This window comes from Arthrobacter sp. 08Y14 (assembly GCF_002929455.1).
Classification (GTDB): domain Bacteria; phylum Actinomycetota; class Actinomycetes; order Actinomycetales; family Micrococcaceae; genus Arthrobacter_B; species Arthrobacter_B sunyaminii.
Genome location: NZ_PJIX01000002.1, coordinates 438,980 through 451,506 on the forward strand (window position 1 = coordinate 438,980; position 12,527 = coordinate 451,506).

Annotated in this window: 10 protein-coding genes; 7 read left to right on the plus strand and 3 right to left on the minus strand. The window is 66.4% G+C overall.

The annotated features are described in order from the left end of the window. The first annotated feature begins 76 nt into the window (after positions 1-76). A complete protein-coding gene (locus tag CXR03_RS08640) occupies positions 77-604 on the plus strand; it encodes a hypothetical protein (protein WP_258073563.1) in 528 nt (175 codons plus the stop codon). On the opposite strand, the gene CXR03_RS08645 is transcribed toward CXR03_RS08640, so the two are convergent. Then, complete coding sequence (locus tag CXR03_RS08645; RefSeq protein ID WP_104103376.1) at positions 519-1,337, minus strand: NADPH-dependent F420 reductase; 819 nt, start codon at positions 1,335-1,337, stop codon at positions 519-521. The two genes, CXR03_RS08640 and CXR03_RS08645, sit on opposite strands and share 86 nt — an antisense overlap. Positions 1,338-1,430: 93 nt before the next feature. Continuing rightward, entirely contained in the window at positions 1,431-1,652 is a 222-nt protein-coding gene (locus CXR03_RS08650; RefSeq protein ID WP_104103377.1) for a hypothetical protein, read from the minus strand. 85 nt (positions 1,653-1,737) lie between these two features. Between CXR03_RS08650 and CXR03_RS08655 the strand changes: the two genes are divergently transcribed. The 6 genes from CXR03_RS08655 (at position 1,738) to CXR03_RS18280 (ending at position 11,241) form a co-directional block, all read left to right on the plus strand. Then, positions 1,738-2,424, plus strand: coding sequence for an ABC transporter ATP-binding protein (locus CXR03_RS08655; RefSeq protein WP_181034532.1), 687 nt, complete (start codon positions 1,738-1,740; stop codon positions 2,422-2,424). A gap of 2 nt (positions 2,425-2,426) precedes the next feature. After that, a complete protein-coding gene (locus CXR03_RS08660) occupies positions 2,427-4,037 on the plus strand; it encodes a DUF6297 family protein (protein ID WP_104103379.1) in 1,611 nt (536 codons plus the stop codon). A 277-nt stretch (positions 4,038-4,314) separates the two neighbouring features. Further along, the gene (locus tag CXR03_RS08665) at positions 4,315-5,349 is read left to right on the plus strand and encodes a zinc-dependent alcohol dehydrogenase family protein (protein ID WP_104103380.1); all 1,035 of its coding nucleotides are present in this window, start codon (positions 4,315-4,317) and stop codon (positions 5,347-5,349) included. Between the two features lie 49 nt (positions 5,350-5,398). Beyond that, the gene (locus CXR03_RS08670; protein WP_258073564.1) at positions 5,399-8,575 is read left to right on the plus strand and encodes a beta-phosphoglucomutase family hydrolase; all 3,177 of its coding nucleotides are present in this window, start codon (positions 5,399-5,401) and stop codon (positions 8,573-8,575) included. A 51-nt stretch (positions 8,576-8,626) separates the two neighbouring features. Then, on the plus strand, positions 8,627-9,388 hold the full coding sequence (locus tag CXR03_RS08675; protein WP_104103384.1) for an ABC transporter ATP-binding protein: 762 nt from the start codon (positions 8,627-8,629) through the stop codon (positions 9,386-9,388). Continuing rightward, positions 9,373-11,241: a hypothetical protein gene (locus CXR03_RS18280; RefSeq protein WP_181034533.1), complete on the plus strand. Its 1,869-nt coding sequence runs from the start codon at positions 9,373-9,375 to the stop codon at positions 11,239-11,241. Before CXR03_RS08675 ends, CXR03_RS18280 begins: the two co-directional genes overlap by 16 nt. 105 nt (positions 11,242-11,346) lie before the next feature. Here the strand turns inward: CXR03_RS18280 and CXR03_RS08685 are convergent, their stop codons facing one another. After that, a complete protein-coding gene (locus CXR03_RS08685) occupies positions 11,347-12,426 on the minus strand; it encodes an AI-2E family transporter (RefSeq protein WP_104103387.1) in 1,080 nt (359 codons plus the stop codon). Positions 12,427-12,527: the final 101 nt, after the last annotated feature.

Genomic DNA, 12,527 nt, shown 5'->3' on the forward strand with positions numbered 1-12,527 from the left:
ATGATCAGCTGTAGTGGGCATATCTTGCGTGCAACATTTAGGCTTTGAGGCGTGTAACCCGGACAGGTAGATCAGAATGTTGAATGGCGCCATTATGGCTGCGGCCCTCATGTTTGTTTCTGCGCTTGTCTGGTGGATGCGGAAGCATCCCAACCGCGCTAAGGAACATCCGGAACGGTTGCGGATGCCCAAGCTGACGGCGATCTTCGGTTGGATATGCGCGACGTTCGGGCTGCTGACGGGCCTCTGGGCTTATTCCTACCCCCAAAGTCCTCTCGACGCCCGGATCGCGTCTGTGGGGATGTTTGTGGGCGGATTGATCTTCGTCGTCATGTATCGCAACTTCTATGTGGCTGCCGGCAAATATGAAGTGGCCTTTAGGAGTTTGCTGCTGGGTAGGGAACATGTTCTTCCCTACAGCGACATAGCTGATTACCGCTTGCAGACGGCGAAAGGACACTCGTATCTGACAATTAAGTCCGTCCACGGAGTGAAACTCAGGCTGAATCCGAGCGCTTTCAATGTGAGTCCGTTGATGAAAGCCATTGACTATCATCGCGTGACAGGCCAATGGCCCGTCCGTGCCGAATCACCACGGGCCTGAATGTGTTGTCGGACGGGATTTCCGCGCTGGTGACCTCTACCGTCACGCCTGCCAGTTCCTTCAGCTGCGCGGCGGTGAACCGGGCACCAAACGCGGATCCGCCCGGCTGCAGGAACAGGGTCCCGGCCAAAGAGTCGACTGGAACCGGGTCGTAGCCGATCCGGTCCACCACCGCCGAGACGAGCGCGACAGCTTCCGGCTGATTCCCGGCCACCGCCAAGCCAAGCCTCTCCGGATGCCCGGCAGGACGACGGTCCGGCTCCAGGCTTGAGTATCCGGTGTGGTTGAAGGTCTTCACCACGGCGGCGCCCGGAAACATCTCCTGCACCACCTCTGATGAGCCAAGATCCTTCGCCGCGAACCCGGGAATGTCCCCGTCCACGGGAGGCCAGTAGTTCATCGCGTCCACCACCACCTTGCCTTCCAGCAGGGCCGGGTCCACAAGGTGCAGCCGGTGGAGCGGCAGCGCGAGGATCACGAGGTCCGCGTCGGCCACGGCGTCCCGGGTCCACTTTGGCTCCGCGCCCGGGGTGATGATGCCTGCCATCAGTGCCAGGGTCTGCGGATCGCCGGAGGCGGAGAGCGAAACCCGGTACCCGGCTTCGAGCAGGGAACGGGCGACGGCGGTGCCCGCTTTTCCTGCGCCCACCACCGCAATGTGCAGGTGCTCAGAGGCGGCTGCAGGGGTTTGAATCAAGGAAGTGTCCGGGGTGTCCGCCGGTGAAGAGGTCATGCCTGCGGCAACGCGCGCTCCGCCGCCGTCATTCCCGAAACGGTCCGCTGCGGAAGGATCTGCCAGCCGTCCAGATGCTCTTGGCGCTGCCGGCTAACGGTCCGCGGCCGGTTCCTTCCATCCGCCTCGGTGTGTCATCGACGGAGGCACCGGCTCCGGCGCCCGCCACACGACGATCAGCAGCGTTGCAATGGGCCCAAGCAGCAGCGAAACGAGGAACCAGATCCACCGGGAGCGGTTCTTCTGTTCGGCGAGACCGGCGTTGATCAAGGCCACCGTGAACCAGAATGTTCCTGAGCTTACGTAGGTTTCCATCGGTCTACCCAACCACAGTCGGCGGAGTTCTGCATGGATGTTGCGCGGCCCCTGGCCGCGTTGTCCCGTCCGCTAGATTGGTCGCATGACTTCAGTGGGGGCTGTGCTCGAGATATCCGAATTATCCGTAGGATACGGCGGTGCGCCGGTGTGCGGCCCGATCACGGCCCGGGTGGAGGCCGGCGAAATCCTGGGCGTGGTGGGATTCAACGGGGCCGGCAAATCCACTGCGGCGCGCACTATCGCCGGAAAGCAGCCGATGCTCGACGGCGAGGTGCGGGTGCACGGCCTGCCGGTCAATGAAGACGCCCTGCCGTTCCGGCGCCAGGTCGCATCCCTGTTCGATGAGGACGCGTTCTTCCCCTCCCTCTCACTGCGCGAGCATCTCCAGCTGGTGGCCCGCGGACACTCCGTTCCGGACCCGGACAAAGCGGTGAACGCCGAACTGGACTTCTTCGCCCTGCAGGAGCGCGCCGACGCCGTTCCCGCCTCCGTCTCTTCCGGACAGCGGCGCCGCCTGCTGCTGGCCTCCGCCCTGATCCGGCCGTCCTCGCTGCTGATCCTGGACGAACCCGAGCAGCGCCTGGACCCGGTCATGCGCGAACGTCTGGGGGAGCGGATCAATGGGTACGCCGACGGCGGGGGTACGGTTTTGCTGGTCACTCACGACCCGGTGCTGCTCCTGGCCACTGCCGACCGGTGCCTGCTGATTGACGACGACGTCCGCGAGATCGCCCCCGACCGTGCCGCTTCCGAAATCGCGGGACGCTAGCGATGACCTCCGGAGCCGCCGTCAGAACGGCACCGACAGTTTTCGATCCTGTTCGCTTCACGCGGCAGGCATCCCGCGCTTACACCCTGGGCCGGCGCCGGATCCGGGATGTCTTCGTTGATGTCTACACAGCTCTCCTGACTGCGGGAACGATCGGAGCACTCGCGGCGGGACTGGTCCTGGCGCTGCGCGAGCAGGTAGCCCTGGCCTGGTCCGCGGACTCGGCGGGGCGCACCCTGGTGGACCCGCCGTCGTTCTCCCTGCCCGACGGCGCGGCACCGACCGTGCTGCTGTTCTCCGCGTTGGCGGCGATCATGGTGGTGGCCCGAAAACTTGGTCCGGCGGCCGTCAGCGGACCCGAAGGGTACTGGTGGCTGAGCCTGCCACTGGACCGACGGCACATGGTGTCAGGACGGCTGATCCGCCGCCTGGTCCTGGTCTGGGCAGGAGCGTCTGTACTGTATCTGCCGTTCGGCTTCATCACGGATCTTGCAGCCAGCGTGCGCGGACAGTTCGGAGCAGCCGCGGTGTTTGGCCTGGCTGCTGTCTGCGCGGTGCTGCTCGCGGTCCTGCGGCAGGTCGGGGCAGGACCTGCCACACCTGGGGGACCGGCAACTGCGACACCGGCGGGGGCAAGCCGGACCGCGCCCGGGCTGGCCCGGCGAGTGGTCTCGGGGCCGCTGCCCGGTCTGTTGCTGCTGGCGGTGCTGAGCTTTGTTCCCCGGCAGGCCGCAGCAGGCCTGTGTGGACCTGCGCTCGTTACTTTGGCTGCCGCCGTCGCGCTGTGGCTGGTCTGCCGGCCGCGGTTGGGGGACATTCCGGGCCGGGATCTCATCCGCGGCGGCGCGGTGTCCGGGCATGCCGGGTCAGCGGTGTATCTCATGGACCCGAACGAGGTGGCGCGTGCGCTGTCCGCCGATCCCGGCGTCGTCGTTTCCGCACGCGCCGGCCGCTGGTATGCGAAGGGCGGACGGACGCCGTTTGGAGCGCTGCTGCGGGCCGATACCGCCGCCTTCCTGCGGACACCGGGTTTGTGGGTCCGCCCGGTGCTGCTGCTTTCGCTGTGTACGACTCTGCTGCTGACCGGTGGGAGGCAACCGGTTCCGGTACAGCTGGCTCTGATCGCCGCAACGGTGTTTGCGGTGGTTCCGGCGCTGGGTGCGCTGGCGCGGCGGACTGCGATCATGCCGGGATTGGATTTGTTGCTGCCGCTGTCGCTGAGCATGGTGCGGCTGAGCCGGACGGCTTTGCCCGCAGGTGCCCTTGCACTGTGGTCCGCGCTGTTGTGCGCCGTGCTGGTGCTGCTGGGTGCCGGCAGCCCGGAGTTGATTGCTCTGGGTGCGCTGGCAGGCGTGGGGTTTGGTGCGTCGGCCGTGCGGGGAGCGTATCGGGTCCAGCCGGACTGGACGGCTCCGCCGGTGGACACCGTGTTCGGTCCGGTGCCCACGGCTCAGACCGGGGCCATGATCAGGGGATTGGACACCACGCTGCTGGCGCTGGTTCCGCTGCTGCTGGGCCTGTTCCTGGGTTATGCCCCCGGTGTGCTCCTGCTGGCACAGGCAGGGTTCTCCGCGGTGTGCCTTCTCATGGTGATGTACTCAAACCCGAAGTAGGCCCGAAAAGGGTCCAGGGCCTCTACGTTGCGACGGCCGTCAGGAGGGCGGGTGAGGACCGCCGATCAGGCGGGCTGTGAACAGGGGAACGCAGCCCCTTGCAGCGTATGCCTGTCTCCGGGATTCGGCGGGGGAGAACACAAACCTTTCCTGATAGGACCCGTCGGGACGGGCCAACCTGTCCGGCGGACGCTCACGCCGCTAGAGTTGGCAATCACCTGCAGGACGGGGCGGGCCGAGAATCCGCGTACATCCCTGCGGCCGGATAGGGAGGAACATGCGCGCCTGGTGGGTTGATGATCCCGGCCCGCTGACCGGTCCAGCCGCCGGCCGGCCGCTGGTTTACGGCGAGCGCCCGGATCCTGTCCCGCGACCCGGGGAGCTGCTGGTCCGTGTCCGCGTCTGCGGTGTTTGCCGGACTGACCTTCATCTGACCGAAGGAGACCTGCCGCCAAAACGGCACGGAGTGATTCCCGGGCACGAAGTCGTGGGCGAGGTGGTTGGGACAGGCCCTGGCTGCACGCGCTTCTCCCGGGGGGAGCGGGTGGGCATAGCCTGGCTGCGGTCCACCTGCGGGGAGTGCCGGTTCTGCCGCAGCGGGCGGGAGAACCTGTGCCTCGTTCCCCGCTTTACGGGATGGGACGACGACGGCGGGTTCGCTGAGCTTGCCACGGTTCCGGAGGACTTCGCCTACCGGTTGCCCGATACGTTCACGGACGAGGAAGCAGCACCCCTGCTGTGTGCAGGCATCATTGGCTACCGTGCCCTGCGCCGCTCCGGCATACAGCCCGCCGGGAAACTGGGCATCTACGGTTTTGGCGCCTCGGCCCATCTGGCCGCACAGGTTGCCATGTTCGAGGACGTTCAGGTCCACGTCATGACGCGCTCGGAGAAAGGCCGCCGTCTGGCCCAAGAACTGGGCGTGGCGTCGGTCGGCGGATCCGCCGACGAACCTCCCGTTCTCCTGGACGCGGCAATTCTCTTCGCCCCGGCTGGAACGCTGGTGCCGCCCGCCCTCCGCGCCCTGGACCGCGGCGGGACCCTGGCCGTGGCCGGCATCTACCTCAGCGCCATTCCGGAGCTTGACTACGATGCGGAGCTTTTTCAGGAACGCCGGCTGCTCAGCGTCACGGCGAACACCCGGCAGGACGGGCGCGAGTTTCTGGAGCTCGCGGCCCGAATCCCCGTCCGCGTGAGCACCACGCCGTACTCCTTCTCCGCGGCGGACCGGGCCCTGACGGACCTAGCAGCTGACCGGGTCTCCGGAGCCGCCGTCCTCCACCTAGCCGCGTCACCGGCCGATGCCCGCTGAACCGCGGCCGGATGCCGTCCCGTCACCCGCGCTGCCGTTGCCTGCCGCGGTGACACCCCTGCGCTATCAGGCCGTCATCTTTGACATGGACGGGGTCGTCACCGACACAGCTTCGGTGCACCGCTCAGTATGGAAAGCCCTCTTCGACTCCGTCCTCGCTGACAGGAGAGCCGGAGTAGCCTCGGGCGGCCCCTTTGAGGACAGCGACTACTACACCTACGTTGACGGGCGCCCGCGCGAACAGGGAGTCCTGGGGTTCCTCCGCTCCCGCGGAGTGGACGTTCCCCTGGGGTCCCCGGATGATGCGCCCTGGTCCTGGACCGCCTACGGCCTCGGGTCCGCCAAAAACGCGCTGTTCCAGGCCGCCCTTCAGCAGGACGGTGTTCGCGCCTATCCCGGAACGGTGGGTCTGCTGGACCGGCTGCGAAAGGACGGGGTCCCGGTGGCCCTGGTTACGGCCAGCCGCAACGCGCCGGCCATCCTCGCGGCCGCGGGGCTGGAGGACAAGTTTGACGCCGTCGTCGACGGTTCTGTTGCGGCGGACCTGCAGCTGGAGGGCAAGCCGGACCCCGCGACGTTCCTCGAAGCCGCACGCCGTCTCGGCGTCAGCCCTTCGCAGGCCGTGGTGATCGAAGACTCCACCGCAGGCGTTGAAGCCGCGCGCAGCGGCGGGTTCGGACTGGTGGTCGGCATTGACCGGGCCAAACAGCGCACCCAGCTGGAAACTGCCGGGGCGGATCTGGTGCTCCGGGATCCCGGGGAGCTGGACATCGGCCTCGTGCTGTCCCACCCCTGGCAGCTGATTTACGACGGTTTTGATCCCTGGCACGAGGGGCACCGGGAGGCGCTGACAACGCTCGGCAACGGCCGGATGGGAACCCGGGGAACAGCACCCGAAGCCCGTGCGGACTCCATTCACTATCCCGGAACCTACGCTGCGGGCATCTTTAACCGTGTTCCGGAGGCCATCGGCGGTGAGACGGCGTGGAACGAGCACATGGTGAATCTGCCGAACTGGCTTCCGGTGGACCTTCGCTTTGGCTCCGGCGGCTGGTGGTCCGAAGGCGGGCTGATTCTGCGGCGGGAACACCGGTCGCTGGACATGCAACGTGCCGTCCTGACCCGCCGTGTCCTGCTGGAGGACGGGAACGGACAGCGGCTCGACGTTGTCCAGCAGCGCGTCGTGTCCATGGCCTCTCCCGCGCTCGCCGTATTGGAGACCACGGTGACTGCCCGGGGGTGGGACGGGCCGGTGGAGTTCAGGACAGGGATTGACCACGACATCCGCAACGCGAATGTGGCCGAGGACGCCTCGCTGGGAAACCGCCACCTCAATACCCTTGCCGTTGACCTGCAGTCCGGCACGGAAAGCGTTGAAGCTGAAACCACTCAAAGCCAGATCCGGATCGCTGTTGCCGTGCGGGTCACCTTCCGCGCAGACACCCCGGTGGACAGCAGCCCGCTGCCCGGAGCATCCGGGGCGGGAGCGGATTCCTCCCGCTGGCTGCAGTACCATCGCGGGGAGCTGTGCGGTGGAAAGCCTTTGAGTGTCCTCAAAACCGCCGCCGTCGTCACCTCCCGTGACCGGGCCATTTCCACGGCGGCCTCCGGAGCGCACGCCGTGCTCGCCCGCACCCCGGCCGACTTCACCGCAGTCCTTGCCTGCCACCAGGCTGCCTGGCGCAGGCTGCTGCATTTGTTCAGCCTTGACCTGCACGCGGACGGTCAGACGCAGCTGGTCCTGAATCTGCATGTGTTCCACCTGCTGCAGGTGCTCACCCCGATCACTGAGGAACTGGACGTGGGTGTTCCGGCACGCGGACTGCACGGGGAAGGCTACCGGGGACACATTTTTTGGGATGACCTGTTCGTTTTGCCGCTGGTCACCTCGCGGCTGCCCTCCATCACGCGCTCGGTGCTGAACTACCGGTGGCGCCGTCTGGACGCCGCCCGGGATACGGCCCGCTCGGCAGGGCTGGCCGGCGCACTGTTTCCCTGGCGCAGCGGCAGCGATGGAACCGAAGAAACGCCCCGGTGGCTGTACAACAGGTTTTCCCAGAAATGGATGAGGGACAACTCCCGGCTTCAGCGCCACGGCAGCCTGGCCGTCGCCTACAACGTCTGGCAGTATTTCCAGGCCACAGAGGATCGGCAATGGCTGATCAGCCGCGGAGCGGAGATCATCGTGGAGGTCGCCCGGATGATCGCGTCCATGGCCGAAACGGGGGAGGGCGGACGGTTCCACCTGCGCGGCGTGGTGGGGCCGGACGAGTACCACGACGGTTACCCGGAGCACCCCGGCTCCGGGGTGGACGACAACGCGTACACCAACATCATGGCCGCCTGGGTGTGCGCCCTCCCGGCACGGATCCTCAAGGAACTGCACGGACAGGACAGCAAGTATCTGCGGAAAAAGCTGGGGATCACCCAGGCCGAACTGGCGTTTTGGAAGCAGCTGGGCCGGCGGCTTTACGTCCCTTTCCATGACGGCATGATCAGTCAGTTCGAAGGCTATGGCCGGCTCAAGGAGCTGGACTGGGAGCATTACCGGCGGCGCTACGGCAACATCGAACGGCTGGATCTGATCCTTGCTTCGGAGGGAGACAGCACCAACGGCTACAAGCTCTCCAAACAGGCCGACGTGCTGATGCTGCTCTACGTCCTGGGTGAAGATGATCTGGTGCGCCTCCTGCGGCGGATGGATTACGACGTCGGGCCGGGACAGATCCGGGCAATGGTGGACTACTACCTGTCCCGGACCATTCACGGTTCCACGCTCAGCCGGGTTGCCCATGCCTCCGTTCTGTCCGCCTCCGATCCGGAACGCGCGTGGGACACGTTCAGGGACGCCCTCGACGCCGACCTTGACGATACTCAGGGCGGCACAACCCGAACCGGAGTGCACCTGGGCGCAATGGCCGGAACCATCGACGTCGTGCAGCGCAGTTTCGCGGGGCTGCGGATGGAGTCCGGGGACCTGGTCTTCACCCCCAGGCTGCCCTCAGGGCTCCGGCGGGTGTCCTTCCGGGTTCGCTACCGCGGGGTGCTGCTGGATATCAGCTTGGAACGCACCGTCCTGCGGGTATCGGCCGCTCCGGGTAATCTGCCCCCGGTCCGGATCCGGGTGGGGAATGCCCTGTTCCAGCTGCGTCCCGGCGGCAGCGTGGACATCCCGCTGGAGCCGGCCGGAGAACTGGATGAGGGTTACATTGAACCGGTTGAGTAGATGGACGGGACGGTGTGCCTGTTTGGATAACAAGAGCCCGGGGGATTGGACATGAACGTCGCGCCCGCCCTGTCCATCCGCGGCCTGAGCAAGAGCTTCGGCGGGAAGATCGCCGTCAACTCAGTGGACTTGGAGGTTCTGTCCGGCTCCTTTTTCGGGTTAGTGGGACCCAACGGAGCCGGTAAGACAACCCTTCTGTTGATGGCGGTAGGGCTAATGCGCCCTGACGCGGGGACGTCAGCAGTGCTCGGGACCAACGTCTGGCACCGCAGGCTCCAACCCAAACGGGACCTGGGAGTGCTGCCTGACGCCCTCGCCCTGCCGGAATTCCTCACCGGACGCGAATTGCTGAACTACCTCGGCCGGTTGCGGGGGCTGGAAGCAGAGGTAGTGGATACCCGCGCTGAAGAGTTGCTGCAGGTGATGGATCTGCTGGGAGAAGAACGTACCCTCGTGGTGGATTACTCCACCGGGATGCGCAAGAAAATCGGGCTTGCCACCGCGCTTCTGCATAATCCCCGGGTCCTGGTGCTCGACGAACCGTTCGAAGCTGTGGACCCGGTGTCGGCCCTGAGCCTGAAACGGATCCTCGGCCGGTACGTCGCCCGGGGTGGTGCTGTGTTGCTCTCCAGCCACGTCATGGCACTGGTGGAGCAACTGTGCGACACCGTGGCCGTCATGTCCAACGGCGAGGTCATCGCCGGAGGAGCGCTTGAGGAGGTTCGCGGCGCCGGATCGCTTGAAAACGCCGTGGTTGCCCTGACAGACCCGGGCAGCGGCGGCGCGGAAGAACTGTCGTGGTTGGGGAACTGATCCGGATGAGGTGGGCGCTGGCGCGAAACTCGGCCAGCGTCTCCGGAGCCTTCTGGACCTGGAGTGGTGCGGCGATCGGCGCTGGTTTGGCTGCAGGCGCCGTGGTGCTGGCAGCTCTGCCGCTGAGGCCCGCTTCGCTGGTGGCGGATCTGCTCGCCGTCGCCTATCTCACCTGGATGGTCGGGTGGTTGGTGGGTCCGGTATGGTCTGCGCCCCCGCTGCGGCCGGTGCACCTGGCGATGCTGCCGCTGCCCCGTCACAGGCTGGCGGGAGGGTTGCTCGTGGCTGGTTTTGCAGCCCCGACGTTTGCGGTGACGGTACTGTTATTCGCCAGTCTTGTGGTTTATGCCTCGCATCAAGGGCTGTGGGTGGGGGTGCTGGCGTTGCCGGTGGCCGCGCTTCAAGCCGTGCTGCTGGTATTGATGTCCCGGGTAGCCCACATCCAGCTGGGGCGGCTGGCCCGAGCCCGTTTCGGGGCCGCGCTCAACGGCGTGCTGTTGGCCGTGGTGCTTGTGCTCACGCAGTCCGGCTGGATGCTGGTGGTGGGATTGCTCGCCTCGGGGGTTCTTGAGCAGGGATTTCCGGAGTCCGTGACGCAGGCACTGCGGTGGGTGCCGTCGTCGTGGGGACTTGCTGCGGTGGAGTCCGCGGCCCGGGGACAATGGCCGGCGGCGGGCCTGATCGTCATGGGGATGATGATTCTCGGGGGTGCGATGCTGGCTCTGTGGATCGCAACCCTGGGCGGAACCCGCGGCAACCGGGAAGTTGTCCGCGGCTCAGCCCCGCGAAAACGGCACCGAATTCTGTCCGGAGGCGCCGCAGGCGCAATCCTCGGAAAGGAGCTGCGCAGCTGGTGGCGGGATCCTGCCCGGTTTACGGCGCTCACCACGCCGGTGGTCTGGGGCTTGCTCACCGCTGTATTGCCGCTGACCTTCGGTGTGGTGGACTTGCTCCCGTGGGCCGGGACCATGATGGTGGTCATGGCTGTCAGTCTGGCGGCAAATCTGTATTCGTTCGACGGAACCGGGATCTGGCTAACCCTGCAATCCGGGTCCGAGCGCGCCGATATCCGTGCCCGTCAGGGAGCCTTCGTGCTGGTCTACGGCCCCGTTGCACTGCTGGCAACCATTGCGCTAACTGCAGCAAGCTCAGTTGAGGGGACCTGGCCCTGGGTGCTGGCCGCTCTCTTCGCAGCGGTGGGAGGCGGTGCCGGATTGGTTGCGTACGCCTCGGTGGCGTTGCCCGCTCCCCGGCCGGATCCCCGCGAACGCACAGTGAATCCCGCCGACGGCGGCGAGGGGGTTGGGCAGGCGATCGCCCTGTTCTTCGCCGCCCTTCTGCCTCCGGTGCCCGGCCTGGCAGTGGTCCTGGCCGGCGCACGCCTCGAAGACCCGGTGCTGCAGTGGGCCGGCGTCGGACTGGGAGCAGCGACCGGTGGTCTCCTCGCCTGGAGCCTGGGCCGTGCAGCAGCCCGCCGGTTGGACCGGACGGGACCCGAAATCCTGCAGCTGATGCGTGCCGGCCGCGCCGTTCCGGCAACGGCTTCCGCGGAAGCCGAGCCGGATCTGACCGGACAGGCCGCCGCCGTGGTGCTGATCGGCTGGACCGTTGGCCCGCTGTCGGCCATCCCGCAGGGCCTGGTGCCGCTGCTGCTGAAGATTACGGGCAATGACGACGTGCGGGTCTGGTTTCTGGCCATGTACTTGCCGGGCCTGTGGGGATGGCTGGCCGCCGTCGGTCTGATGTTAGGCGGCGGCTACCTGATCTGGCTCGCAGCGTCGGTGCGCCGGCGGGCAGGAAAACACGGTCCCGGAAAGGCTCCCGCACCGGGCGAAAGACGTGTGCCGGTCTGACGTACGGGTGCGTCCTGCCTGCAGGTGGGGCACATTCAAAGACGGTGATCATTGCAGCCCTGGTGCACTGCTTCCCCTATGTGGGGTTCCCGCGGGCGGTGGCGGCTATCCGGGCTGTGAAGGACCTTGCTCCTCCGGGCCGTCATCCCCGCTGATCCATTGTGCAAAGCGCGCACCGGGATCCCCGCCGATAATTAGGAAGCGTGCAAAAAGGGTCAGCGGTACCGCCAGGAGCGAGCCGACCGCTCCCAGCAGGGTTGTCCAGAGAACCACCGAGGCGAAGGTCAGCGTGACGCTCAGCTGTACTGACTCGCCCACGAACCGGGGCTGGACCAGCACTTGGAGGGTGACGTTGACGATGCAGTAAATGGCCAGCACCAGCAGTCCCAGCTCCCAGCCGCCAACCGCGACAGCGAGTACAACGGGAGGCACCACGCCCAGGACGAAACCAATGTTGGGGATGTAGTTGGTAACAAACGCGAGCACCGCCCAGACGAAGGGGCCGGGTACGCCGAGGACCCAGAGGGCGAGTCCGTCAATTACTGCGACGATCAGCCCAAAGATCGAGTTGACGAGGAAATACCGGTTGGATGCGGTGGTAAACCGGTTGAAGGCCTGCAGCCGGCGCCCGCTCGTCTCTGTCAGCTCGGCCGGGGGATTTTGCCACCGTGCGGCATCCATCCCCAGGAACATCACGTAGGCGAAGACGAAAAAGAGGGCCGTGCCCAGGCCCAGCAGCTGCGTGCCGGCGTTGAAAACGGTGGTCAGGAGTGCAGACGGCTGGATTGCTCCGGAAATCTCATCCATCGACACGGTGTTGAACCCGAGGCTTCGGTAAAACGACTCAAGCGTCTCGGCGCTCTCCTGCAGTTGGCCTGCGTAGGTGGTCAGAATGCGCCCAAACTGCCCCAGCGCCACAAGGACCAGCACGCCCAGAACAACCAGGATTCCCCAGGCGATGGCCACGACGGCGAGTGTGCCGACCCAGCTTGGGGCGCCGCGCCGGTCCAATGGTTTTCGTGCGGGCAGCGCGATAATGACGAGCGCTGCGGCCAGGACCAGCGGCCCCAGGAGCGACCGGCCTGCCCACACCGTCCAGCAGGCACCTCCCACCGCCGCAAGGGTCAGCAGAATCCGCGTGGGCCGTGCAAGCCCGGGTTGCCCGGGTAGCTCACGATCGCTCATGCGGCCTCACAGTTTTCAGGGAACGACGACACTAAAGTCCGGCCTCCGCTGCTTCTTCCCGGCGGCCCCTACCACCACAGGTTGGCGCACAGGGCAATCTC